General features: G+C 65.0%; 18 protein-coding genes and 1 riboswitch. Of the genes, 11 read left to right on the top strand and 7 right to left on the bottom strand.

The annotated features are described in order from the left end of the window. Positions 1-171 precede the first annotated feature (171 nt). Positions 172-1,356 carry a CaiB/BaiF CoA-transferase family protein gene (locus tag A9W95_RS00610; RefSeq protein WP_067408699.1) on the top strand — a complete coding sequence of 395 codons (1,185 nt, stop codon included), beginning with the start codon at positions 172-174 and terminating at the stop codon, positions 1,354-1,356. Between the two features lie 209 nt (positions 1,357-1,565). Further along, on the top strand, positions 1,566-3,578 hold the full coding sequence (locus A9W95_RS00605; RefSeq protein WP_067408697.1) for an acyltransferase family protein: 2,013 nt from the start codon (positions 1,566-1,568) through the stop codon (positions 3,576-3,578). Here the strand turns inward: A9W95_RS00605 and A9W95_RS00600 are convergent, their stop codons facing one another. Next, complete coding sequence (locus A9W95_RS00600; protein WP_067408695.1) at positions 3,579-4,238, bottom strand: O-methyltransferase; 660 nt, start codon at positions 4,236-4,238, stop codon at positions 3,579-3,581. Positions 4,239-4,306: 68 nt separating this feature from the next. Beyond that, a riboswitch (M-box (ykoK) riboswitch) is annotated at positions 4,307-4,477 on the top strand. Positions 4,478-4,689: 212 nt separating this feature from the next. Between A9W95_RS00600 and A9W95_RS26635 the strand changes: the two genes are divergently transcribed. Together A9W95_RS26635 and A9W95_RS00595 are read left to right on the top strand one after the other, a co-directional pair. Next, positions 4,690-4,881, top strand: a complete 192-nt coding sequence (locus A9W95_RS26635; RefSeq protein ID WP_156745927.1) for a hypothetical protein — start codon at positions 4,690-4,692, stop codon at positions 4,879-4,881. A 99-nt stretch (positions 4,882-4,980) separates the two neighbouring features. Further along, positions 4,981-6,621, top strand: coding sequence for an NRAMP family divalent metal transporter (locus A9W95_RS00595; RefSeq protein WP_067408693.1), 1,641 nt, complete (start codon positions 4,981-4,983; stop codon positions 6,619-6,621). A gap of 9 nt (positions 6,622-6,630) precedes the next feature. Here the strand turns inward: A9W95_RS00595 and A9W95_RS00590 are convergent, their stop codons facing one another. The 3 genes from A9W95_RS00590 to A9W95_RS00580 all read right to left on the bottom strand — a co-directional run bounded on the left by A9W95_RS00590 (position 6,631) and on the right by A9W95_RS00580 (position 11,968). Then, positions 6,631-7,563 (bottom strand): NADP-dependent oxidoreductase, encoded by a 933-nt coding sequence (locus A9W95_RS00590; RefSeq protein ID WP_067408690.1) that lies wholly within the window; start codon positions 7,561-7,563, stop codon positions 6,631-6,633. Beyond that, positions 7,560-11,102, bottom strand: coding sequence for a carboxylic acid reductase (gene car, locus A9W95_RS00585; protein ID WP_067408688.1), 3,543 nt, complete (start codon positions 11,100-11,102; stop codon positions 7,560-7,562). The genes A9W95_RS00590 and car overlap by 4 nt, the downstream gene beginning before the upstream one ends. A 110-nt stretch (positions 11,103-11,212) precedes the next feature. Further along, positions 11,213-11,968, bottom strand: coding sequence for a L,D-transpeptidase family protein (locus A9W95_RS00580; protein WP_067408686.1), 756 nt, complete (start codon positions 11,966-11,968; stop codon positions 11,213-11,215). A gap of 168 nt (positions 11,969-12,136) precedes the next feature. On the opposite strand from A9W95_RS00580, the gene A9W95_RS00575 reads away from it, so the two are divergent. Continuing rightward, positions 12,137-13,081 carry a LysR family transcriptional regulator gene (locus tag A9W95_RS00575; protein WP_067408685.1) on the top strand — a complete coding sequence of 315 codons (945 nt, stop codon included), beginning with the start codon at positions 12,137-12,139 and terminating at the stop codon, positions 13,079-13,081. Between the two features lie 2 nt (positions 13,082-13,083). On the opposite strand, the gene oxc is transcribed toward A9W95_RS00575, so the two are convergent. Further along, positions 13,084-14,784 carry an oxalyl-CoA decarboxylase gene (oxc, locus tag A9W95_RS00570; RefSeq protein WP_371328005.1) on the bottom strand — a complete coding sequence of 567 codons (1,701 nt, stop codon included), beginning with the start codon at positions 14,782-14,784 and terminating at the stop codon, positions 13,084-13,086. Positions 14,785-15,032: 248 nt separating this feature from the next. On the opposite strand from oxc, the gene A9W95_RS00565 reads away from it, so the two are divergent. After that, positions 15,033-16,610 carry a FadD7 family fatty acid--CoA ligase gene (locus A9W95_RS00565; RefSeq protein ID WP_067408681.1) on the top strand — a complete coding sequence of 526 codons (1,578 nt, stop codon included), beginning with the start codon at positions 15,033-15,035 and terminating at the stop codon, positions 16,608-16,610. Positions 16,611-16,625: 15 nt separating this feature from the next. Here the strand turns inward: A9W95_RS00565 and A9W95_RS00560 are convergent, their stop codons facing one another. Next, positions 16,626-18,773, bottom strand: coding sequence for an elongation factor G-like protein EF-G2 (locus tag A9W95_RS00560; protein WP_067408679.1), 2,148 nt, complete (start codon positions 18,771-18,773; stop codon positions 16,626-16,628). A 111-nt stretch (positions 18,774-18,884) separates the two neighbouring features. Continuing rightward, positions 18,885-19,292: a TIGR03668 family PPOX class F420-dependent oxidoreductase gene (locus tag A9W95_RS00555; RefSeq protein ID WP_067408677.1), complete on the bottom strand. Its 408-nt coding sequence runs from the start codon at positions 19,290-19,292 to the stop codon at positions 18,885-18,887. A gap of 275 nt (positions 19,293-19,567) precedes the next feature. Here A9W95_RS00555 and A9W95_RS00550 point away from each other — a divergent pair, with 275 nt between their 5' ends. From A9W95_RS00550 to A9W95_RS00530, 5 genes are all read left to right on the top strand, one after another. Further along, the gene (locus A9W95_RS00550) at positions 19,568-20,470 is read left to right on the top strand and encodes a cyclopropane mycolic acid synthase family methyltransferase (RefSeq protein ID WP_067408675.1); all 903 of its coding nucleotides are present in this window, start codon (positions 19,568-19,570) and stop codon (positions 20,468-20,470) included. A gap of 64 nt (positions 20,471-20,534) precedes the next feature. Then, a complete protein-coding gene (locus A9W95_RS00545; RefSeq protein ID WP_082982828.1) occupies positions 20,535-21,014 on the top strand; it encodes a nuclear transport factor 2 family protein in 480 nt (159 codons plus the stop codon). A 103-nt stretch (positions 21,015-21,117) separates the two neighbouring features. Next, positions 21,118-22,155, top strand: coding sequence for a S1C family serine protease (locus A9W95_RS00540; protein WP_067408671.1), 1,038 nt, complete (start codon positions 21,118-21,120; stop codon positions 22,153-22,155). 120 nt (positions 22,156-22,275) lie between these two features. Next, complete coding sequence (gene treS, locus A9W95_RS00535; RefSeq protein WP_067408701.1) at positions 22,276-24,066, top strand: maltose alpha-D-glucosyltransferase; 1,791 nt, start codon at positions 22,276-22,278, stop codon at positions 24,064-24,066. After that, the coding region (locus A9W95_RS00530; RefSeq protein ID WP_067408669.1) for a phosphotransferase at positions 24,063-25,320 on the top strand (1,258 nt) is incomplete at its 3' end. The genes treS and A9W95_RS00530, both read left to right, overlap by 4 nt.

Below are 25,320 nucleotides of genomic sequence, written 5' to 3'. Positions count from 1 at the left end.
GCCCAGGCGTGCAACGCCTGTCCTGGTCGGTGGAAGACGTTGCCGAGCAGCTGTACGCCATCCGGGACCTGTCGGCCCCGCTCATCTTCCCGCCGGTGCCCCACGGCCACGACGACCATATCCGCTATAGCTTCGAGTCCGCGGCCTGGGCGAGCCGGGAGCGCGCACATCATGGCTAGCGCCGGACCCCTGGCCGGGGTGCGAGTCGTCGACCTCACCGCAATGGTGATGGGACCCTACTGCACCCAGATCATGGCCGACATGGGCGCCGACGTCATCAAAGTCGAGCCGCCGCAAGGCGACGACACCCGCTACATCTCGGTCGGCCCGGCGCCGGGAATGAGCGGTGTCTTCGTCAACGTCAACCGCGGCAAACGCGGGGTCACCTTGGATCTGAAGTCCGACTCCGGCCAAACCGCGATGCACGCGCTGATCGAGCGGGCGGACGTCTTCATCCACTCGATGCGGGCCAAGGCGATCGGTCGACTCGGTTTGAGCTACCCCGACGTGTCTGCCATCAACCCGGCCATCGTCTACACCAACTGCTACGGATTCGGACGGCGCGGACCCCACCGCGACCGGCCCGCGTATGACGACACCATTCAGGCGGCCTGCGGACTGCCCTCCGTGCAGGAACAATTGACGGGCGAGGCGAACTACGTCGGTACCATCCTGGCCGACAAGGTCGCCGGTCTCACCGCCCTCTACGCCACGATGATGGCGCTGTTCCACCGGGAACGCACCGGCGAAGGCCAAGAGGTGGAGATCGGGATGTTCGAAGCCGTCGCCTCTTTCATGCTGGTCGAACACGCCAATGGCGCCATGTTCTCTCCGGCGCTGGGTCCGGCGATCTACCCCCGGACGGTGGCGCCCAACCGGCGGCCGTATCGCACCAGCGACGGCTACATCGCCGCGTTGATCTACAACGACAAGCATTGGGCGGCCTTCATCCGAGCCGTGCGGCCGCCGTGGGCCAGTGACGGGTACGCCACGCTCGAGGGCCGGGCACGTCAGATCGACGCCGTCTACGCGCTGCTGGCCGAAACGATGGCGCAACGCACCACCGAGGAGTGGCTCGAGTTGTTCGGTGAACTCGAGATCCCGGCCGCACCGCTGTCCAGCCCAGCCGCGTTGTTCGACGATCCGCATCTGAACGCCGTCGACTTCTTCGAGACGGTAGACACCGCGCACGGACCGGTGCGCTTCCCAGGTGTGCCGGCTTGGCTGTCCCGGACGCCCGGCAGGGTCGCCGGTCCAGCGCCGGAATTGGGTGCGCACACCGCCCAAGTTCTCGAGGAACTCGGGCTGAGCTCGGTGGAAACCGGAGCCCACGCCGACCCCGCCAGCCCGCTGTAAAAGGCAGCCGAAAACGGTTGCGTGTCTTCCACGGATCCAGCCTGCGCCGACTCTAAGCTTGCTGGGATCACGAGGAGGGGCAACGACGTATCGGCAGCAACTTCGGCGCCGGGCGACGAGATGGTCGGGGCGCACTAACAGCGAGCACTGAGCCGGGCGGGCAGCATCCCGCACCGGCGCGTTCTGCTCGGCGGCGCTGGGTAGCCCCGGTGCGACGGGTCGGACGGCTGGCCAAGTGGGACACGCCGGAGCGCCCCAACGGGATCCCAGCCTTGGACGGCTTGCGGGCGATCGCCGTCGCGCTTGTCCTGGTGGGGCATGGCGGCATACCGGGGGTGGCCGGCGGCTTCATCGGGGTCGACGTCTTCTTCGTCCTGTCCGGCTTTCTGATCACCTCGCTGCTGCTCGACGAACTCGGCCGCAGCGGCCGCATCGACCTGACCGGATTCTGGATTCGACGCGCGCGGCGACTGTTACCCGCGCTGGTATTGATGGTGCTGACAGTCGGGTTGGCCCGCGACATGCTTCCCTACCAGTCGCTCACCGGGTTGCGCAGTGACGCGATCGCAGCCTTCCTGTGGATGGCCAACTGGCGGTTCGTCGCGCAGAAGACGGACTACTTCACCCAAGGCGCTCCGCCCTCACCGCTGCAGCACACCTGGTCGCTCGGGGTGGAAGAGCAGTATTACTTCATCTGGCCGGTGCTGCTGATCGGGGTGACCCTGCTGCTGGCGGCGCGCGCCAAACGCTACTTCGCCAAGACCACGGTGGGCCACGTCCGGTTCGCTACCTTCGTCATCGGCACCCTCGGCGCGGTGGCGTCGGCCGCAGCGGCCATCGTGTTCACCACCGACGCCAGCCGGGACCGGATCTACTTCGGAACCGATACCCGTGCGCAGGCCTTACTGATCGGCGCGGCGGCCTCGGCCTTGCTGGTTCGCGACTGGTCGGCACTGAATCGCGGCTGGTGTCTGATCCGGACTCGGTGGGGACGACGGGTGATGCGGGCGCTGCCCGTGTTCGGCCTGGCCGTGCTGGCGGCGATCACACACTTCGCGACCGGCAGCGCCGGCGAGTTCCGCCACGGATTGTTGATCGTGGTGGCAGTCGCCGCCGTCCTGGTGGTCGCGCCCGTCGCGCTGGAGCAGCGCGGTCTGGTGGCGCGCATCCTGGCTTGGCGCCCCTTGGTGGCACTGGGCGCCATCTCCTACGGCGTCTACCTGTGGCACTGGCCAATCTTTCTGATGCTCAACGGCGAACGCACCGGATGGTCGGGACTGCAGTTGTTCGCCGTCCGATGCGCAGCGACGGTGGCAGCGGCCGGCGCATCGTGGTGGCTGATCGAGCAGCCTATTCGGCGGTGGCGACCCGAGCGCGTCCCGCTGTTGCCGCTGGCGGCCGCCACTGTCGCCTCCGCCGCCGCCGCGACCATCCTCGTCGTCCCGGTCGGCACCGGACCAGGACTGCGTGAAGTCGGCCTGCCTCCGGGGGTTTCCGCGGTGGCCGCGGTGTCTCCGTCGCCGCCGGGGACCGGTCAGCCGGTACCCGCGCCCGGTCCCCGGGACCCGAATCAGCCGTTCACCGTCTCGGTGTTCGGCGATTCGATCGGTTGGACAATGATGCACTACCTACCGGCGACACCCGGCTTCAAGTTCATCGACCACACCGTCATCGGCTGCAGCTTGGTGCGTGGCACCCCGTATCGCTACATCGGCCAAACGTTGGAACAGCGAGCCGAATGCGATACCTGGCCGGGCCGCTGGACGACGCAGATCAACCAGGACCGCCCAGACGTTGCCTTGTTGGTCATCGGCCGCTGGGAGACGGTTGACCGCGTCAACGAGGGCAAGTGGACCCACATCGGTGACCCCACCTTCGATGCGTATCTCAATTTCGAGCTGCAGCGGGCGTTGAGCATCGTCGGGTCGACCGGCGTGCGGGTGATGGTGGCCACCGTCCCGTATAGCCGCGGCGGGGAGAAGGCGGATGGCCGGCTTTACCCGGAGGACCAGCCCGATCGGGTCAACCAGTGGAACACCATGCTGCGCAATGCCGTAAGCCAGCGCCCCAATGTCGGAATCGTGGACCTGAACAAGAAGCTGTGTCCGGATGGGGTTTACACGGCGAAAGTCGACGGCATCAAGGTGCGCAGTGACGGGGTCCACCTCACCCCGGAAGGGGTGAAGTGGCTCATCCCCTGGCTGGAAGAGTCGCTTCGATGATTAGCTGCTTGCCCAGCAGCTGATTTCCATACTGTCGGTCGCGCGGACGGGCAGGTTGAAGGTGACGTAGCCGGTGTCCGGGTTGCGAACGTGGTCGAGGTAGGTCCCGGCGTCGGCCGCCTCGGTGTTGTCGGCGATCACCAGCGCTCCTGGCGTCAACCGAGGTTCCAGCAGTTGAATTACCGGCAGGTACAGGTCTTTCCACCCGTCGAGTAGGACGAAGTTGACTGGACCGTCCAGCTCGGTCAGCGTGCTCAACGCATCACCTGCCAAGACGGTGATGACGTCGTCGAGGCCGGTCTCGGCGAATGTCGCCGTCGCCGCGGCAATCTTGGTGTCGCTGAGCTCGGTGGTAATGACCCGGCCGGTACCGTTGTCGCGCACGGCCGCTGCCAGATGCAGTGCGGAGATGCCGAAGGACGTGCCGAATTCGACCACCGTCTCCGGACGGGTGGCCCGCACCAACGCGTAGAGCAGCTGGCCCGCTTCCGGGGTCACCGGGATGTAGAACTCGCTCATCGCTTCGGCGCGCTCCTGCGCGGTCATCGGTCGGGCGAAATCGCCGCGCCGTTCCTGCAACCGCGACATCTGGTCTTTGGCGGCGGCATACATTCGATCAAGCGTCGACGCGACCCGTGGGTCCTGCAGAGTAGTGGCCATACTTCGAGGGTAGGCGCACGGGGAACCGGTTTGACGAGTCGAGGGTTCGGTGCAACCATGGGATCCGCAAGACACCTCGGTAGGTGAGGCGTCTGTACGGACACAGGCCACTGACCCCGAACGTCGAGAGACGCCCCGGGTCAGGACAGCTCTTCCCGGCCTAAGGGTTGAGCCCAAGTGGCTTCCGAGGCAATCGGATACGCCGTGCAGTGCCGAAGCTCCGACGAGAGGGGTGTGTTCGACGGTTAGCCGTCGAATGTTCGCGCTCCTTTCGTGCTGGTGAACTGTGCAGACACCCGCGTGTGTCCCGGCTGCAAGGAGGTGAGGGCGAGATATGAGTCCCAGCGATAGTCCCTATCCCGAATCCATCTCGTCCCGATCCGGCTCCGGCACCTGCTTCGCTGCCTGAATTGCGACTGCTTGACCGTCACGTGAGTGACGGTGCGCTGACGTGCGCCGATCGGGCCGCTGGCAGGAGTACACCATGGTGATGAAAGTCATTGCACCCCAGATGACGTCTGTCGAACGCCGCTCAATGTTGCGGCGAGCCGCCGAGCGAATCCGCATGGCAGTCAACATGACTGCCGAAGAACGCGCCGATGCGTACGTGGCGCGGCTGCCCATATCGGTACTGGGTCCCTAACCAGGCGATCGCCACCGAGCAGGCGGCGGGTGCCCACCTGGCGCCCGTCGTCCGCACTCGGTCGCGCCCGGCAAAAACATTGCGAAGGCGAGACATTCGATGACTTCTACCAGCGCTAGCCACGAGGCCAGCGCACCCCGGACACCCGCCGCTGCGCCCGATTCGGCGCACAACGGCGAAATCGTCGGCGCCTTCGGCCGTATCCGGCGAGGCGCGGGCCCCACCACGGGGCCGTGGCGCCGGCTACAGACCTTGATGGTTATCAGTGGTCCCGGGCTGATCGCCATGGTCGGCGACAACGACGCCGGCGGAGTGGCCACGTACGCTCAAGCCGGCCAAAACTACGGCATGAATCTCCTGTGGACGCTCACCCTGCTCGTCCCGGTGCTGTACGTGAACCAGGAGATGGTGCTGCGCTTGGGTGCGGTCACCCGAGTCGGTCACGCCCGATTGATCTTCCAACGATTCGGGAAATTCTGGGGCGTCTTCAGCGTCGGTGACCTGTTGGTGCTCAACGCATTGACGATAGTCACCGAATTCATCGGCGTCGCACTGGCACTCGGCTTCGTGGGCTGCCCGAAGATCGTCGCGATTCCGGTCGCGGCGGTGTTGCTGTTCGCCGTGGTGGCCGGCGGGTCTTTTCGTCGCTGGGAGGCGATGATGTTTCTGCTCATCGCGGTGAATCTGGTGATATTTCCCATGACATTGTTGGTCCACCCGTCGTGGAAGAGAACCGTCGGAGGCCTGATGCCCCAATTCCCCGGCGGTCTGAACTCCACGGTGTTGTTGTTGATCGTCGCGATCGTGGGGACGACGGTGGCGCCGTGGCAGTTGTTCTTCCAACAGTCCAACATCGTCGACAAGCGGATCACGGCACGCTGGATTCCCTACGCCCGAGCCGATTTGGCGCTGGGCATCGTGGTTGTCATGGTCGGTGCCACAGCGCTGATGGCGGTGACCGCTTTCGGATTGGCAGGCACCGCAGCGGTCGGCAACTTCACCGACGCCGGAGCGGTTGCCGCCGGGCTTGCCGACCACCTCGGCAGGACGGTCGGTGTGCTTTTTGCCATCATCCTGTTGGACGCATCGTTGATCGGTGCGAACGCGATCGGCCTGGCCACCACTTACGCCGTCGGTGACGCCATGGGCAAGCGGCACTCGCTGCACTGGAAGATCAGCGAAGCACCATTGTTCTATGGCGGATACGCGGTCCTGCTCGCGGTGTCGGCCGCCGTCGCCTTCAGCCCCGACCACGTCTTGGGCCTCGTCACCCAGGGTGTCCAGGCACTGGCCGGGGTGCTGCTGCCATCTGCCACCGTCTTTCTGGTGCTGCTCTGCAATGACAAAGCGGTGCTGGGGCCATGGTCAAACACGCTGCGGCAGAACATCGTCGCGTGGACCATCGTGTGGGGCCTGGTGCTGTTGTCGCTGGCCTTGACGGCCGCCACCTTCTTTCCGCACTTGTCGACGGCGACCGTTGAGGCCGGGCTTGCGGTGGGTGCGCTGACGGGACTGACCATCGGTGCCGGTGCCATCATCACCGGCCGTCGTGGTGGCGACCTAACCGGTATGGATGCGGCCGATTACGACCGAATTATTTGGTGCACACCAGATCTCGCCACACTGACGCGCCCGGTCATGTCACCCGCCCGACGCGCGGGACTGTTCACGCTCCGCGGCTACCTGGCGCTGGCGGTCGTACTGGTGATCATCAAAGTCGTCGAGGCGGGCATGGCGTAACTGGACTCGTCACGGCACCAGAACGATCTTGCCGTGGGTATGCCGTTGCTCGAGGACAGCGAACGCGTCGGCCACCCGATCAAGCGGAAAGGTGGCGGCGATGTCGAAATCGATGACACCGCTGGCCACCAGCCCGGCGATCTCGGCCAGCACTTCGGGCGTCGAGGCGTCCACGCTGCCCTCGGTCTTGGCACCGACTTCGCCCGCCTTCTGAAACGCGATGATGGTCTCGATCCGCTCCGGCGCCACCCCCAGATCGACGGCCAGCTGCACGTAGTCGGGCCCGAACAGATCGATGAACGCATCGATCCCCTGCGGCGCCGCTTCACGCAACCGTTGCGGCAGTCCGTCTCCGTACGCGATCGGCGTCACGCCATGGGCGCGCAGCCACTCCCAATTGTCCGGGCCGGCAATTCCCAAGACGCGTACGCCGCGATGAACCAACAACTGCACTACCACCGTCCCGACGCCGCCCGCAGCCGCCGAGACGGCAACTGTCTCACCTGCCTCGGGGGCGACGGCGCGCACCGCCGCATACGCCGTCACGCCGACCACATAGAGCGAACCCGCTACTTCCCAACTCATTTCGGGCGGCTTGCGAATCAATTGGGTGACCGGAACGGCGGTATGGGTAGCGTGGCTGGACCGGCGAAAGCTGAACCCCAATACTTCGTCGCCAACCGCGAACTCGGTGACCTCGGGTCCGACGACGGTCACGATCCCGGCCAGGTCACTGCCCTCCCCGGAGGGAAAGGTCGCGGGAAACATCTCGTGCATCGCGCCCTGGCGGATCGCGGCCTCGCCGGGATTGATCCCGGCCGCCCGAATTTCCACGACCACCTCACCGGGCCCGGGTGTCGGCATCTCGATGTCGGCAACATACAACACGTCTCGTCCGCCGTAACGGTCGAAACGTACCGCGCGGGCCGTGGTCGCTGTCATGACACCACCCTCTCGATCAGTCCAAGCACCTGCAAGTCCGTCACGTACTTGTCGATCAGCGCCGCCGACAGATGCGGAATGTCTTGTTCCGCAACGATCTTGGCGGCGCGCACCGCGCTGCGGAACACTTCGGTGGGGGCCGGGGCACCGCGCAGCGGACGCTGCGGTTCGCGATAGGCGTCGAGCAGCGGTAACACCGAGTATTGACGCTGCTTGTCGGGCAAAGCACGCAACGCGGTCTCGAATCGCCCGCGCCACTCGTCGTAGTCGTCGATGCGGCGAATGTCATGACCTGCGGCGATCAGCCAATCCACGAAGACATCCAGTGATACTCCGTCGTCGTGCGGGTTCATCACGTCGAAAGACCGGAAAATTCTGGCTTCACCGCTGTCTTCACCCAGGGTGGTCACCGCTTCGGCGACGAAATCAGCAGGCAGCCCATCGTAGTGAGCCCGCGCACGGGTGCCCGGCTCGTCGGATTCATAGAACGACCACGGGGCGATACCGGTCACGAGCAGGCTGAAGATCAACCGGGTGAACGCATCGGGCACGTTGAGCTGCCCCGCGAAGGAGCTGTGCGCCAGGATCATGTCGGAACGGAACACCGCCACCGGCAGGCCGCACAGGTCGTGGGCTTCGCGCAGCAATACTTCGCCGGCCCATTTGCTGTTGGCATACCCGTTGGCGTAGCTGTCGTCGATGGGCCGCACCGCGCTCACGGCCCGGATGTCGCCGTCTTCGTCGAACTCACCTGCCGGCACGGGTATGGCCACCGCCACGGTCGACAGGTAAGTGACGGGTTTGATGCGCGCGGTGATCGACAAACGGATCACCTCGGCGGTGCCGACGACATTGGGCCCGAAGAGTTGGTCGTAGGGCAGAACATGGTTGACCAGCGCGGCCGGATGGACAATCAAGTCGACCGTCTGCGCCAGCCTCTCCCAAGTCTGTTGATCAAGACCGAGATTGGGCTCACCGATGTCACCGGGGATGATCTCGAGATGGTCGGCGGCCAACTCCTCGAATCGCTGCACCAAGTCAGAGTCAGCGCTCCCGAAGACGTCGGTCAAGCGCTGCCGGGCGGCGTCGGCGTCGCTGCCGCGCACAATGGCAATCAGCTTCCCGTCCCGCTCGGACAGCCGTTGTAACCATTCCAGGGTGAGGAACCGGCCTAGGTACCCGTTGGCGCCGGTCAGCAGCACCGTGTGCGCAGTACCGGTAGACCGGGGCAGCGCGGCAGCCACGGCCAAGGTCTGCGCGTCGATGAACTTGTCCAGGGTCAAATCCGCCGCACGCACCTGCGTCGCGCCGTCGCCGTGCACCGACGCGAAGGAGGGCCGCTTGCCGGCGGAATCCCGTTCTGTGGCAATGTAATCAGCCAATGACTTCAAGTTCGACGTGGGGCCGATGATCAGGCCTACCGGTACTGAAACATTAAGAATGTCTTGCAACAGGTTGCTGAAGGTCAACGCCGACAAGGAATCACCGCCGAGATCCATGAAATGCGCATCCGGGGCTGGTGGTCCGCCCACCATTCCCAGCAACGCTTCGGCGGCGCGGGTCAACGTTTCGATGACCGGACGGTCCGCGGCCTCCGCGCGCAACGAACGCAATTCGGCCACCCGAGTCTCGGCGAGTTCGGTGTAGAGCTGTTCGAGTCGCTCGCCGTAGTGCTCCTTCAGCCTGGGCCGCAGCAGCTTGCCAACACCGGACAACAAACCGTTGTCGGCACTGAACGGGTCGAGTTCGACCAGGAAATCGACAGGCACCTCGTAGGATTGCAGCTCGGCTTGTTTCGCGGTCTGCCTCAACGATTCGCTCAGCGCCGCTTTGAGTCCCGCGGTCTCCCCGGCGAATCTCTGCAGAGCTTCGCTGGTCGGCACCACCACCGCCAACAGGTAGGGTCGCTCACTGTTGCCGTAGACGAAGATCTGCCGAACCAGAGGCGCGCTAGCGAACACCGCTTCGAGTCTGGCTACCGCGACGAACTCTCCCTGAGCCAGTTTCAGGACATTGTTGCGTCGATCGACGTAAGCAAGGCGGCCCGGTGCCAACTCGGCCATCACGTCACCGGTCCGGTAATAACCTTTGGAGTCAAAGGCATTGGCGGTCACGTCGGGTCGTTTGTAGTACCCCGACATCGAGGTCGCCGACTTCACCAGCAGCTCGCCACGCGGATGCGGCTTGTCGGTGCGGAAGTAGCCGAGTTCGGGAACGTCGACCAGCTTGTAGTCGATGACCGGAGGTTGGGTGATCAGCCCGTCCTTGGTGACCATGCCGACCTCGGTGAGGCCGTAGCCGTCGACGACGTGCACATCTAAACAGGTCTCGACAAAGGATTTCATCTCCGCCGACAGCGGTGCGGTGCCGCTGAAGCTGGTGAGGACGCGACCGCCGAGTACGTTCTCTCGCAACTCATTCAGCGCCTCGCGCTCGGCTGCGCCGACGTCGGCGCCTTGGGCGAAGCGGCGGTCGACCGCGCTCTGATAACGCTGATAAAGCATCTCGGCGACCCGCGGCACCAGACCCATTTCCGTGGGCCGCACCAAGCTCCAGTCATCGAAAAGCGTGGACAAATCGCTCTCCGGCACGAAGTAACTGGTTCCGCCGGCCTGAAACGCCGTGGACAGCGGGATGCGGCCACCCAGGTGGTTCAACGGCATGAAGTTGACGTTGATCACCGGGATGTCTTCGGCCTCCGGCAACAGCTGGTTCGTCCAGATCTTGGCCACCATCCGCTCGGAATACATTGCGCCCTTGGGTAATCCGGTGCTGCCAGAGGTGTACATGATCATGGCGAGCCGTTGGTCGGTGTCCGCGGTGAACAGCGGCTCAGGAGGTAGGGCGCGGCCGCGCGCGACCGTGTCGTCAAGTGTTTCGATGCTCACCGACATGGCTGCGGCGGCCAGCTTGTCGCGTGCCCGCTGCATGCTTTCCCGATGGTCGTCGACTTCGGGTTGGTAATCGAAGACAACCAGGCGGCGCAGCGAGGTGCTGCCGAGGGCGGCTTCGACGGCCAGGTCCAGGTACCCCGCCCCCGCGGCGAGGGTCTGCGGTTCCACCTCGGCGAGGATGGGCTGCAACCGGGATGCGGTGGTGTTGTGCTGCAGCGGTACCGCCACCAGACCCAGGTACCCGCAAACCAGATCGACGGTGAGGTACTCGGCGCTGGCGAAGCCGACGGTGGCGACGAAGTCGCCCGCAACGGTGGGATTGACCGGATCATTGCGCCATGCCGCGGCAATCGCGCGCACGTTGTCCCAGAGGTCTTGGTACTTGATGGTGTCGAATCGCGGCAGCAAGGTGGTGATGGTGCGGCCGGTTTCGGGATCGGTCGTCACCGAGCGCGCTCGCCAGCCGAGTGCCGGACGATCCCCGTAACCCGCGACGAGAGTTTCCAGCACCTCGGACAGTCGTCGTTCGGGCTGGCGCGCAGTCGCGCGAGTGCCGGCGTCCGGCTTGGCGCGCCGGAACTGCTCGTCTTCGGCGAACAACCGCTCGATTCGGGCGGCGAGGGGTGTCTTCTCCGGACCGTTCATAAGTCGGCCTTTCGTTCGCGCGGGTCTCTAACCCAAACCCGCGCAGCAGCGCCCGTCTTCCAGCTGGTGAATGTGACCGTCGCCACACACCCGGGCGGGCGCCGAAAGAGTCAGGCCACTACGTCGATCGGATCACCAACGTTGACCTGGTTGAAATACCAGGCAGCGTTGTCCGGGCTCAGATTGATGCATCCGTGGCTGACGTTGGAATAACCCTGCGAATTCACCGACCACGGCGCCGAATGCACGTAGACCCCGCTGGAGGTGACGCGCACGGCGTACTGGGCTGTGATCAGGTACCCATCCGAGGAGTTGAGCGGGATGCCGATGGTCCGTGAATCCATGACCACGGTGCGTTCTTTCGACATGGCGTTGAAGTTGCCGATCGGCGTCGGACGACTGGGCTTACCCATCGACGCCGGCATCGTGCGCAACACCTCACCGTTGCGGCTGACGGTGAAGGTGTGCTTGGAGATGCTGGCCACACCCAGAAGCGCGTCGCCGGTCTCGAAGCCTTCGGTCAATTCCTGGACACCCACCGAGACGTGGGTATGTGCAGGCCAGTACTGATTAGGCACCCACTGCACGACATTGCCGTCGAGCCACTGAAAATGCCCGCTCATGTTGGTCGGCGAGGTGACGCGAATCGTCCGTTCGGCAGCCCGGCGATCGAAGACGGGGGCATTGAACGTGACCACCACCGGGTGTGCCACACCCACCACGGCGCCGTTGGCCGGCAACACCGACGCGACACCGGGTGGTGGCGTGGGTACCGGTAGCGCGCCACTAGCCGGGCTGCCCGACCCCGCCGCAACCATCACGGCAATTGCCACCATAACGAACAGATAACGAACCGCTCCGCGCATGGCGTCTACCCTCCGAGATGGTCCAATCAATACATCGACATTCTAGATGGTGTGTTGCCTATCGGGGCCATAGCAAACATTTTTCGGCCAGCTCCGCTAACGTCGGTAGCCGACCGAGCGGCGACAGGCTAACCTCACCGAGATCGTGCCCACGGCCCAGGAGGTGCGGTGCTCTTCCGCCAGCTCGAATACTTCGTCGCCGTCGCCCAAGAGCGGCATTTCGCCCGGGCCGCCGAGAAGTGTTACGTCTCGCAGCCGGCGCTGTCGTCGGCGATCGCCAAGCTGGAACGCGAACTCAACGTCACGCTGATCAACCGCGGTCACAGTTTCGAGGGGCTCACCGCCGAGGGGGAACGACTGGTCGTGTGGGCCAAGCGAATTCTCGCCGAACACGATGCGTTCAAGGCGGAGGTTCGTGCAGTGCAGTCCGGTATCACCGGGACGCTGCGGCTGGGCACGGTACCCACCGCATCGACCACGGCGTCCTTGGTGTTGTCGGCGTTTTGCTCGGCTCACCCTTTGGCGAAGGTGCAGATTGCGTCTCGGCTGGCCGCGACCGAACTCTATCGGCGGTTGCGCGAATTCGAGCTCGACGCCGTCATAGCTCATCCTGCACCCGAGGACAGTTCCGACGTGGACCTGATTCCGTTGTACGAGGAGCATTACGTGCTGCTGGCCCCGGCGGACCTGCTGGCACCGGGTGCCACACAATTGCGGTGGCCGGACGCCGCGCAATTGCCGCTGGCCTTGCTCACCCCCGATATGCGAGATCGGCAGGTCATCGATGCCGCCTTCGCCGAGCATGGGCTCGCCGTCGCTCCGCAAATTGAAACCGACTCGGTGGCTTCACTTTTCGCACAAGTCGTGACCGGCAATTCGGCCTGCATCGTGCCGCACACCTGGTTGTGGACCACGTCGATCGCTGGTTCGACGAGCGGGGACGTGCGCGCGGTTGAGCTCGTCGAGCCGAGTTTGAAAGTTCAGATCGCACTGGGCACCAACGCCTCAGGGCCGGGATCACCCGTGGCTCGAGCACTGTCGGCATGCGCGCAACAGCTGACGTTGAACGACTTCTTCGACGCACAACTACGCAGCTTGACCAGGTCGCGCTAGGACTACTTCGCGGCCCTGGTGGGGTTTCGGCTCGCCAGGTGTCCGCTCTCCACGCCCGCGGCGGGGTCGAGTTCGCAGTCGATGAGGGCCGGACCGTTGGATGCCAACGCCTCGTGCAACGCGGTCGTCAACTCCGTCGGCGTCGTCACGTGATATCCCGTGCCGCCGAACGCCTGTGCCAGCAGCTCGTGGCGAGCCCCGGCGTTGAGCACCGTTGGTGCCGGATCCTTCGCGGAGCGGGTTGCACCGCCGGGGATTTCGTCACCGCGGTACACGCCGCCATTGTTGAGTATGACGACGGTGATCGGTAACCGGTAGCGGCAGATGGTTTCGATCTCCATGCCGCTGAACCCGAATGCGCTGTCTCCTTCGATCGCGACGACCGGCCGACCGGTCTCGACCGCGGCGGCGATCGCGTATCCCATACCGATGCCCATCACCCCCCAGGTGCCGGTGTCGAGCCGGTGCCGTGGCAACTCCATGTCAATGATGTTGCGGGCCAGATCCAGCGCGTTGGCGCCTTCGTTGACGACATAGACGTCCGGGTTCTGCTGCAACACCGCACCGATGGCGCCCAGTGCGTTGTAAAACCGCATGGGATGCGGGTTCTCGGCCAGGCGCTCGCGCATCTTGGCGTTGTTGGCGGTGCGACGTTCCGCGAGTTCGGTAGTCCAGGACGTCGATACGGTGATCGGTTGCCTGGCCAAGCCTTCGGTCAGCGCCGCCAGTACCGAACCGATGTCACCGGTCAACGGGGCCGCGATCGGCTGATTGCTGTCGAATTCCGAAGCGGCGATGTCCACCTGGACGAACTTGGCGTCAGGGGACCACTGCGGCGATTCGCCATGTCCCAGCAGCCAATTCAGTCGTGCGCCGACTAAGAGCACGGTGTCGGCGCGCGAGATCGCCATTGAGCGAGCCGCGGCGACCGACTGGGGATGCGAGTCGGGGAGCAGTCCCTTGGCCATCGACATCGGCAGGAAGGGTATGCCCGTCGCTTCGACGAATGCCCGGACAGCGTCGTCCGCGTGCGCGTAGGCGGCGCCTTTGCCCAGCACGATCAGTGGGCGCTGGGCCTGCGCGAGCACGGTCAACGCCCGGTCGACGGCCTCGGGTGCCGGAAGCTGCCGAGGCGCCGGATCGACGATCTGCCAAATCGAGGCTGCTGCGGCTTCGCTTTCCATGGTCTGGCTGAGCACCTCGCCGGGGATGTCGAGATAAACGCCACCCGGACGCCCCGAGATGGCGGTGCGGACGGCGCGGGCGATGCCGCGGCCGACGTCTTCCACCCGTGCGATCCGGTAGGTGGCCTTGGCGAACGGCCGCGCGGCGTTGAGTTGGTCGAGGTCCTGGTAGTCACCCCGCTGTAAGTCCACGACGGCCCGGTCGCTCGATCCAGAAATCTGGATCATGGGAAAGCAATTCGTGGTGGCATTGGCCAGGGCGGGCAGCCCGTTGAGGAATCCCGGACCCGACGTGGTCAGGCAGACGCCCGGCCGCTGAGTCAAGTACCCCGCCGCGGCGGCGGCATTGCCTGCCGACCCCTCGTGCCGGAAACCGATGTAGCGGATCCCGGCCGCCTGCGCGCTGCGCGCGAGATCGGTGATAGGGATCCCGACGAGCCCGTAGATGGTGTCGACACCGTTGGCTTGCAGTGCCGAAACGACCAGATGGAAGCCGTCGGTCAATTCGACACCGGTCATCGTGGCGCTCCTCCTGTGCGTGGGGTTCTTGGTCATCACTGTGGTCCGGTGCGCGACGGGCGTCCAAGACGGGGTCGCTATCCGGTGATTCACGGCGTCTATCGATCCTCCTGGACCAGGCTGGCTTCCCCTCGATAGGTGTCGGCTATCGAGCGTTAGCGGATCCGTATTGGACGTGGCGGCCTCGCGGCGGGCATCGTGCTCCTTAGGTGCTTCAGAGCACCGCGACACTGCAAAGGAGCGCAGCGATGTCAGCACAGGTGACTGCCCAGGATGCGGCTGCAGCGGGACCTCGCATCAGCGATTTGGTCGAGGCGGCGGCAGGCCGGGTGCCCGACGCGCCGGCGCTCATCGTCACTCAGGACCGAGTGCCGGTCAGTTACCGCGAGTTGATTCGTCTCGTCGACGACCTGGCGGGACAATTGACTCGCGCGGGTTTGCAGCCGGGTGACCGCGTCGCATTGCGTACCCGCAGCAACGCCGAGTTCGTGGTTGCGCTGCTGGCAGCGTCGCACGCGAATCTCGTTGCGGTGCCGCTCGACCCGGCGTTGCCCGTGGCTGACCAACGCGCCCGCACCGAAGCGGCAGGGGTGCGCGCGGTCCTGATCGACGCAGCGACGGCCGGCGACGAAGCGGAACCGACGATGGTCTGGTGGCCGATCGCCGTGTCGGTCGACCGTGCCGCGCGTGCGCTGTCGGTGCAGTTGGACGTGACCGGCCAGCCCAACCCGGCCACCTCGTCGCCGCAGGGTCTGCAACCGGATGATGCGATGATCATGTTCACCGGCGGAACCACGGGGTTGCCCAAGATGGTGCCCTGGACGCGCGGCAACCTGGCGAACTCGGTGCGCTCGATCGTCGCCGGATACCAGCTGGGCCCTCAGGATGCCACCGTGGCGGTGATGCCGCTGTACCACGGCCACGGCCTGGTCGCTGCGTTGCTGTCCACCCTGGCCTCGGGCGGGACGGTGTTGTTACCGCCCGGTGGGCGCTTCTCGGCGCATACCTTCTGGGACGACATCACCGCCGCCGGCGCCACCTGGTACACCGCCGTCCCGACGATTCACCAAATCCTGTTGGAACGCGCGAAAGCCGAGCCGCCAAACCGGCTTGCTGCATTGCGGTTCATCCGCAGTTGCAGCGCGCCGCTGACCGCCGAAGTGGTGCAGGGACTGCAGGCCGCGTTCTCCGCGCCGGTCGTCTCCGCCTTCGGCATGACCGAGGCCACCCACCAGGTCAGCACCACTGGGGCCGACGAGGTTGAAAAGCTATCCGCTGCAACAGGACTCGTGGGCTCTTCGACTGGTGCGCAGATTCGGATCGCGGGGCCGGACGGGGCTGCCCTGCCGGTGGGCGAGGTGGGAGAAGTGTGGTTGCGGGGCGACACGGTGGTGCGCGGTTACCTTGGGGACCCGAAGATCACCGCCGCCAATTTCACCGACGGCTGGCTGCGCACCGGTGATCTGGGCTCGTTGTCCGATGACGGTGGCTTGAGCATCCGCGGTCGGATCAAGGAATTGATCAACCGCGGAGGCGAGAAGATCTCTCCGGAGCGCGTCGAGGGCATCCTGGCCAGTCACCCGAACGTGTTGGAAGCGGCGGTGTTCGGGGTGCCGCACCAGATGTACGGCGAAGCCGTCGCCGCGGCGATAGTGCCGCGGGAGGACAACCCGCCGACCGCAGCGGAATTGACCGAGTTCTGCCGAGAGCGGTTGGCCGGCTTCGAGGTCCCGGCCAGCTTCGAAGTGACCAGCGAGTTGCCGCATACCGCCAAGGGCTCGCTGGATCGCCGGGCGGTGGCCCAGCGGTTCGCCCGGCAGGGCTGAGCGGGCGTCGGACCGCTAGACCGAAGCCTTCACCCGGGCCGCGGCGGACTCCGGCATCGGCTCATAGCGGGCGAACGCTCGGGTGAACGTCGCGGCGCCGTGCGCCAGCGAGCGCAGGTCGTTGGCATACCGCGTCAATTCGACTTGCGGCACTTCGGCTTTCACCACAGTGCGGTCGTTACCGGCTGTATCGGTGCCCAGCAGCCGACCGCGTCGCCCGGACAGGTCGCCCATCACCGCGCCGACATAGTCGTCAGGGACCACAACCGACACCTCGTCGATCGGTTCGAGCAGGATGATCTTGGTAGCCGCCGCGGCTTCCTTGAGCGCCAGCGCGCCGGCCATCTGGAAAGCGAAGTCCGAAGAATCGACACTGTGGGCCTTGCCGTCGAGCAGCGTGACGCGAATGTCGACCACCGGGTAGCCGGCGTGCACGCCCTTCTCCATCTGGGCGCGGACGCCCTTTTCCACGCTCGGGATGAATTGGCGCGGTACCGCTCCGCCGACGACCTTGTCGACGAACTCGAATCCAGAGCCCTCCGGCAGCGGCTCAACCTCGATATCGCACACCCCGTACTGCCCGTGGCCGCCGGACTGCTTGACGTGGCGACCATGTCCTTTCGCCTTGCCGGCGAACGTTTCTCGCAGCGGCACGCGAAGCTCGACGATGTCGACGGTGACGCCGTAGCGGTTGGCCAGGGCGTCGAGGACCACGCCCGCGTGGGCTTCGCCCATGCACCACAGCACGATCTGGTGGGTCTCTTGATTCTGCTCGATCCGCAGGGTGGGATCTTCAGCGGCCAGGCGGCCCAGCCCCACCGACAACTTGTCTTCGTCGGTCTTGGCGTGTGCCGCGATGGCGACCGGTAACAGCGGTTCGGGCATGGTCCAGGGCTTCAGAACCAGCGGCTCGGACTTGTCGGAGAGGGTGTCACCGGTTTCCGCACGGCTCAACTTGCCGATCGCGCAGATGTCTCCGGCCACCACAGCGGTAGCCGGGCGTTGCTGTTTGCCGAGCGGAAACGACAAGACCCCGATGCGCTCGTCCTCGTCGTGGTCGGGGTGGACGTCACCGTGCCCGTTGGTTTCACCGAAGAAGGACGAAAAGTGGCCGGAGACATGGACGGTCGCATCCGGCTTGATCATCCCGGAGAACACTCGAACCAAGCTCACTCGGCCGACGTACGGGTCCGACGTCGTCTTGACCACCTCGGCGAGTAGCGGCTCGGAGACGTCACACGCCAGTTCGGCGTGCGTCGCGCCCTGCGGCGTGAAGACATCGGGTAGTGGATGTTCCTTGGGGGACGGAAAGCCGCGAGTCGCCACCTCCAACAACTCCAAGGTGCCCACACCGGTGCCACTGGACACGGGAATGACCGGAAAGAACGAACCGCGCGCAACGGCGCGCTCCAGGTCCGCGATGAGTATCGCTTCGTCGATCACCTCACCACCGAGGTAGCGCTCCATCAGCGACTCGTCCTCGGATTCTTCGATGATGCCTTCGATGAGGGTGCCGCGCGCCTCCTCGATCCGGGCAACGTCCGACGGGTCCGGGCGCCGCGTAGTGCGCTTGCCGCCGGAGTAAACGTATTGCGTTTGAGTCAGCAGTCCGATCAAACCGTCATCGGTGGGCAGGTACAGCGGTAACACTTTGTCGCCGAAGGCGTCTTGAGCCGCGGCCAACGCTTCGTCATAGTTCGCGCGGGCGTGGTCGAGCTTGGTGATGACCACCGCCCGGGGCATGCCGACTTGGTTGCATTCCCGCCAGAGCGACTTGGTGGGCTCGTCGACTCCCTCATTGGCGGCGATGACGAACAGCGCGCAATCGGCGGCGCGCAAGCCCGCACGCAACTCTCCGACGAAGTCGGCGTAGCCGGGAGTATCGATCAGGTTGATCTTGACGCCGTCGCGTGACAGGGAAGCCACTGCCACGCCGACCGAGCGCTGCTGGCGGATCTCGGCATCGTCGAAGTCGCAGACCGTCGTGCCGTCCACGACCGATCCCGGCCGCGACAGCACCCCACCGGCCACCAGCAGCGCATCGACGAGGGTGGTCTTGCCACCGCCGGACGGTCCCACCAGCACCACATTGCGAATGGAATCCGGACTTTCGGCGGTGGGGACCGTTGCTGTGCTCTGCGAAGTACCCGCTCTGTCGGCCATGACGTTCCTCCAGTCTCCCGGCCTCGTTGCCGCGGTGTGTTCTAGCTCACACGCGATGTCGCCAACCTTTCTCCCATCCGAGGCCCAACACAAGGGCGATCGGGTGGGCGGTTAGGCGTGCCAGCTGGACCAGTGCCGCGCAGCTAGCGCGATGACCGGACCGTTCAATGAAACCGACTGATATTGAGGGTATTTGGCGCGAAGCAGCCGATAGCCCGTGTGCAGCGCCGCACCGTCGCGGTGAACGGTGGCCACACCGTCTACCCGCACCCACCACAACGATGTCCAGTCGTCGGCGTAGTGGTCGACCAAAAGGCTGGCCCGGGGGTCGTGTTCGATGTTGTCCAAACGGCGCAGCCGCTGGGTGCTCTTCGGTTTCGCGTCCACGGCGGTGTAGATGACCTCGCCGTCGACGGCGAACACCACCGGCACCAGATGCGGTTTGCCCGCGGCGGTGATGGTGGCCAGTCGTGCCACCGGAGACTGCGTGAACCGGACCTTCGGGTCGAAACCGTCCACCTGGTCAGCTTAAGGGCCGGTCGCCGCCGCGTTGATCATGCCGGGCCGGCCCGCCATTGCCGACCGTTTCAAGTGACGGCGCAGGAGTGGCAGCTAGCCAGCGGAAAATTGCTGTGGCGCAACGGGTGGCCGGCGGCAAGTCGAAAGCTCAAGTTGGCCCGAGTCAGGGCTGGCTCAAGGTAGCCTTATTGCTGCATAGCAAGATTCGCTAACTATCGACCGCTCGGTCGGCACTCGGGCCCGTGACCACCGCAAACCTCAAGGGGCACTAGCACATGGCTGACTACGGGTCGTCCCCAGTGGGGGTGTTGCGGCCACAGTTCGAACTCGTTCAGGCTCATTACGATCTGTCCGACACCCTCTTCGCGTTGTTTCAGGACCCGTCGCGGACATACAGCTGCGCGTATTTCGAGCACGACGGTATGACGCTCGAGCAAGCACAGCTCGGCAAGCTCGATATGTGTTTGAACAAGCTTGATCTGCAGCCCGGGATGACTCTGCTGGACATCGGCTGCGGGTGGGGCTCAGCGATGCGGCGCGCGATGGAGAAGTACGACGTCAACGTCGTCGGTCTTACGTTGAGCAAGAAGCAGCATGCGTACACCCAGCGGTTGCTCGGCGACATCCCAATCGGCCGCTCTCACACGGTCCTGCTGCGTGGCTGGGAAGAGTTCGACGAACCGACTGACGGCATAGTCAGCATCGAGGCGTTCGAGGCCTTCGGAAGGCAGCGCTACGCGGCCTTTTTCGAGATGGCACATCGAATCCTGCCCCCCGGTGGCCGGATGGTCTTGCAAACCATATTCGCCCACCCGCCCCGTTACTGGAGGAAGCGTGGTATCCACACCACCACGAGTGACTTCAGGTTCATGCGCTTCATCAGCCAGGAGATTTTCCCCGGTGGCGAGGTGCCGTTGGCCGACGACGTCGTCGAGTTTTCAAGCGCTGCCGGCTTCTCGTTGCAGCATGCGGAAATTTTGAGCCCGCACTACGTTCGTACGCTCGATGCGTGGGCGGCGAACCTGGCGGCCCGCCGCGACGATGCGATCGCGGCCACGTCGCCCGAGGTGCACGACCGCTTCTACCGGTACCTGACGGGCTGCGCCGACTTCTTTCGGAGGGGCATCATCGAGGTCGGGCAGTTCACTTTCGCCAAGGGTGAATGTCCAGCACCCTAGAAGCTATCCGCGCCGCAGCTCAGGTGCACCTGTTCGATTCGCCCCGCGTTACCGTTAGCTGATGCTGGCGGCGCAGACTCAGATCACCAACCTGCTTTATCGCTACGCCGAATGCATCGACAGCGGTGACCTGACCGCAGCAGCCGACCTCTTCGCGCATGCCCGCATCCGGATCGGCGATGACGCCGAGCACGGCAGCACGGACGCGGCCGGGCTGTTGACGATATGGAAGTCGCTTATTGTGCTGTATCCAGACGGCACCCCGCGGACCAAACACGTGGTGACCAATCCCATCATCGAGGTGGACGAGGCTGCCGGGACTGCGGCCTGCCGGAGCTATTACACGGTGTGGCAGCAAACCGACGATTTGGCGTTGCAGGCTATTGTCACCGGTCGCTACCACGACCGGTTCGAACGAATTGACGGATTGTGGCGGTTCTCCTACCGCGATCTGACGCTAATTGACATGGTCGGTGACATAAGTCACCATCTTGCCGGTCCTATTTCCAGCGCCCCGCGCAGTCGGCGGGGAGTGGAGGGCTAACACCGTCTGAAGTGGGTATCTGGACTACGGTGTTGTTGCAAACTGCCCGGACCGTAGGGCTGAATGAATTCGCTTTCTTTACCCCGACGCAGGAGGTCACGGGATGAACAAGTCGCGAAACCGGTCACTGAGGTGGTCATGGTTGATCGCGGTGTTGACGGTGCTCGGATTCGGCCTGGCTACTCCGCCGGTGCCCGCGCCGGCCGCGCCGTCCTTCCCGTTGGACCCGTCGGCACTGGTGGGACAGGTTGGCCCCCAGGTGGTCAACATCAATACCAAGCTGGGCTACAACAACGCCGTGGGAGCCGGGACCGGCATCGTCATCGATCCCAACGGCGTGGTGCTGACCAATAACCACGTCATCTCCGGCGCCACGGACATCAGCGCCTTCGACGTCGGCGACGGCCGAACTTATGGTGTCGACGTGGTCGGCTACGACCGCACCCAGGACATCGCGGTGCTGCAGTTGCGTGGCGCGGCAGGCCTGCCCACCGCCGCGATCGGCGGTGGGGTCACGGTCGGTGAGCCGATCGTGGCGCTGGGCAACACCGGCGGGCAGGGCGGCACGCCGCGCGCCATGGCCGGCAAGGTCGTCGCGGTCAACCAAACCGTCCAGGCTTCCGACCAGTTGACCGGCGCATCCGAGACGCTCAACGGTCTGATTCAGGTGGACGCCGCGATCCAGCCCGGCGACTCGGGTGGCCCCGTGGTCAACAATGGCGGTCAAGTGGTGGGCATCAACACCGCCGCCACCGAAAACTTCCAGATGTCGCAAGGCGGTCAAGGGTTCGCCATCCCGATCGGGCGGGCAATGGGCATCGCCAACCAGATCCGCTCGGGTTCGGGCGGCGGCACCGTGCATGTCGGGCCGACCGCGTTCCTGGGCCTGGGGGTGGTCGACAACGGCGGCAACGGTGCACGCGTGCAGCGTGTCGTGGGTGACGCACCCGCCGCATCGGTCGGTATCTCCAACGGAGATGTGATCACCGCCATCGACAACTCCGCGATCAATTCGGCGACCGCATTGTCCGATGCGCTCAACGGTCACCACCCCGGTGATGTGATCTCGATTACGTGGCGCTCCAAATCTGGCGGCGCGCGCACCGAAAATGTGACGTTGGCGGAGGGGCCGCCGGCCTGATCCGCCGCGTTTTAATCCTCCCGGTGAGTGAAATCGGCTGCTACTAACCATGATTCGCAAGTTCTCGCCGGGCGTGATTCTTTGCGTGGCCGGTCGGGTACCCGTGGCATCGTGGAATTGATGAACGACGCAAAACAATCCGTCGAGCACGATCCCGCTGCGGGCAGCCACGTCGAGGGAGGTGTGGTCGAGCACCCGACCGCAGAGGACTTCGACAACGCCGCCGCACTACCCGCCGATCCGACGTGGTTCAAACACGCCGTGTTCTACGAGGTACTGGTCCGGGCGTTCCTGGATCGCAACGCCGACGGGTCCGGCGACCTGCGGGGTCTTCTCGACCGCTTGGACTACCTGCAATGGCTGGGCGTGGACTGCATCTGGCTGCCGCCGTTCTACGACTCGCCGCTGCGAGACGGCGGGTACGACATCCGGGACTTCTACAAGGTGCTCCCGGAGTTCGGCACGGTCGAGGATTTCGTCGCCCTCATCGACGCCGCCCACGACCGGGGCATCCGCGTCATCACCGACTTGGTGATGAACCACACCTCGGACTCGCACCCCTGGTTTCAGGAGTCGCGGCAAGATCCCGACGGGCCGTACGGCGACTTCTACGTGTGGAGCGACACCAGCGAGAAGTACACCGACGCCCGCATCATCTTCGTGGACACCGAAGAATCGAACTGGACGTTCGATCCGGTTCGCCGCCAGTTCTATTGGCACCGCTTCTTTTCTCATCAGCCGGATCTGAACTACGAGAATCCCGCCGTCCAGGAGGCGATGATTGACGTCCTGCGCTTCTGGCTGGGGCTGGGCATCGACGGGTTCCGCCTGGACGCGGTGCCTTATCTGTTCGAGCGGGAAGGCACCAACTGCGAGAACCTGCCGGAGACCCACGCCTTCCTCAAGCGGGTCCGCAAAGTGGTCGACGACGAGTACCCCGGGCGGGTTCTGCTCGCCGAGGCCAACCAGTGGCCGGCCGATGTGGTCGAGTACTTCGGCGACCCGAGCACCGGTGGCGACGAGTGCCACATGGCGTTTCATTTCCCGCTGATGCCACGCATCTTCATGGCGGTGCGCCGAGAATCCCGGTTCCCGATCTCGGAGATCCTGGCTCAGACCCCCGACATTCCCGACCTGGCGCAATGGGGGATCTTTCTGCGTAACCACGACGAGTTGACCCTGGAGATGGTCACCGACGAGGAACGCGACTACATGTACTCCGAGTACGCCAAAGACCCGCGGATGAAGGCCAACGTCGGTATCCGCCGCCGGCTGGCGCCGCTGCTGGAAAACGACTTCAACCAGATGCGGTTGTTCAACGCGCTGTTGCTCTCGCTGCCCGGCTCGCCGGTGTTGTACTACGGCGACGAGATCGGCATGGGCGACGTCATCTGGCTGGGTGACCGCGACGGGGTGCGGACGCCGATGCAGTGGACACCGGACCGCAACGGCGGATTCTCCACCGCGAACCCCGGCCGGTTGTACCTGCCGGCCAGCCAGGACCCCGTCTACGGCTATCAGGCGGTCAACGTCGAGGCCCAACGCGACACGTCGACATCGCTGCTCAACTGGACCCGCACCATGCTCGCGGTGCGGCGCCGCCACGAAGCATTCGCGGTCGGTTCCTTCCATGAATTGGGCGGGTCCAACCCGTCTGTCCTGGCGTACGTACGGGAAACACGCGGCGAGAACGGGGAAGAGGGCGACTTGGTGTTGTGCGTCAACAATTTGTCGCGCTTTCCGCAGCCGATCGAATTGAACTTGCAGCAATGGAACCACTACACGCCGATCGAATTGACCGGCCAGGTTGCATTTCCCCGGATCGGGCATCTGCCATACCTGCTGACCCTGCCAGGGCACGGTTTCTACTGGTTCCAGCTGTGCTCATCCGAAGAGGAGGACCACGGATGACCCCCGCCGCAGCGACGAGAGCCGAGAAGTTGCCATGGTCAGATTGGTTGCCGCAGCAACGTTGGTATGCCGGACGCAGCCGCGAGTTGTCCAGCGCACAAACCGCCGTCGTCGTGCCGTTGCGTGACGACCTGGAGGTGGTGCTGGTCGACGTCGCCTACACCGACGGGTCGACCGAGCGGTATCAAGTGATCGTCGGGTGGGATCACGAGCCAGTGCCGGAGTACAGCACGCAGGCCACCATCGGCTCCGCCGACGACCACATCGGATTCGACGCGCTTTATGACGCCGAGGCGCCGCAATTCCTGTTGTCGTTGATCGAATCTTCGGCCACCCGAGGGGAATCGGAAACGCAGATCCGGTTCGCTAAGGAACCCGACGTCAAGTTGCCCTTGGACGCCTATCCCCGCGTCGCCGACGCCGAGCAGAGCAATACCAGCGTCATTTACGATCGCGCACCGGCGGCCATTTTCAAGGTGTTCCGCCGGGTCAGCCCGGGAATCAATCCGGATATCGAGCTGAACCGTGTGCTCGGCCGCGCCGGTAATCCGCATGTGGCACGCCTGCTGGGCATCTTCGAGCTCGGATCCTCGGAACAGGCGCCGGAGTCGGCCTGGCCGCTGGGCATGGTGACGGCGTTCGCCGCCAACGCGGCCGAAGGCTGGGCCATGGCGACAGCCAGTGTCCGCGACCTCTTCGCCGAGGGCGACCTCTATGCCCACGAAGTGGGGGGCGACTTCGCCGGTGAGGCCTACCGGCTCGGTGAAGCCGTCGCCTCGGTACACGCCGCGCTGGCCGAAACTCTCGGGACGGCGCAGGCGCCCTTCCCGGTGGACACGGTGTTGTCGCGGTTGTCCGCCGCGGCCGCCGCCGTGCCGGAGCTCGGCCAGTACGTCAGCACCATCGAGGAGCGGTTCCAGAAACTGGCCGACGAACCCATCACTGTGCAACGCGTCCATGGCGACCTGCACCTCGGCCAGGTGCTTCGCACCCCCGAGACCTGGGTCCTGATCGACTTCGAAGGTGAACCCGGGCAACCGCTCGAGGAACGGCGGGCTCCGGATTCGCCGATGCGCGACGTGGCCGGTGTATTGCGCTCCTTCGAGTACGCCGCATACGGGCCGCTGGTCGACCAGGGCGGTGACAAGCAGCGCGCCGCGCGTGCCCGGGAGTGGGTGGAGCGCAACCGAACCGCGTTCTGCGACGGGTACGCCGCCGCGTCCGGAACCGACCCGCGCGATTCGGCACTGGTGC

This window comes from Mycobacterium sp. 1423905.2, from assembly GCF_001673155.1.
GTDB lineage: Bacteria > Actinomycetota > Actinomycetes > Mycobacteriales > Mycobacteriaceae > Mycobacterium.
Note: the sequence above shows the minus strand (reverse complement) of the source record. Positions and strands in the feature narration are given on the sequence as shown.

Coding starts and splice junctions, on each gene's coding strand:
- A9W95_RS00560 (WP_067408679.1), bottom strand. CDS start 18,773: ATGGCCGACAGAGCGGGTACTTCGCAGAGCACAGCAACGGTCCCCACC.
- car (WP_067408688.1), bottom strand. CDS start 11,102: ATGAACGGTCCGGAGAAGACACCCCTCGCCGCCCGAATCGAGCGGTTG.
- A9W95_RS00580 (WP_067408686.1), bottom strand. CDS start 11,968: ATGCGCGGAGCGGTTCGTTATCTGTTCGTTATGGTGGCAATTGCCGTG.
- oxc (WP_371328005.1), bottom strand. CDS start 14,784: ATGACCGGTGTCGAATTGACCGACGGCTTCCATCTGGTCGTTTCGGCA.
- A9W95_RS00595 (WP_067408693.1), top strand. CDS start 4,981: ATGACTTCTACCAGCGCTAGCCACGAGGCCAGCGCACCCCGGACACCC.
- A9W95_RS00590 (WP_067408690.1), bottom strand. CDS start 7,563: ATGACAGCGACCACGGCCCGCGCGGTACGTTTCGACCGTTACGGCGGA.
- A9W95_RS00610 (WP_067408699.1), top strand. CDS start 172: ATGGCTAGCGCCGGACCCCTGGCCGGGGTGCGAGTCGTCGACCTCACC.
- A9W95_RS00550 (WP_067408675.1), top strand. CDS start 19,568: ATGGCTGACTACGGGTCGTCCCCAGTGGGGGTGTTGCGGCCACAGTTC.
- treS (WP_067408701.1), top strand. CDS start 22,276: ATGAACGACGCAAAACAATCCGTCGAGCACGATCCCGCTGCGGGCAGC.
- A9W95_RS00565 (WP_067408681.1), top strand. CDS start 15,033: ATGTCAGCACAGGTGACTGCCCAGGATGCGGCTGCAGCGGGACCTCGC.
- A9W95_RS00540 (WP_067408671.1), top strand. CDS start 21,118: ATGAACAAGTCGCGAAACCGGTCACTGAGGTGGTCATGGTTGATCGCG.
- A9W95_RS00600 (WP_067408695.1), bottom strand. CDS start 4,238: ATGGCCACTACTCTGCAGGACCCACGGGTCGCGTCGACGCTTGATCGA.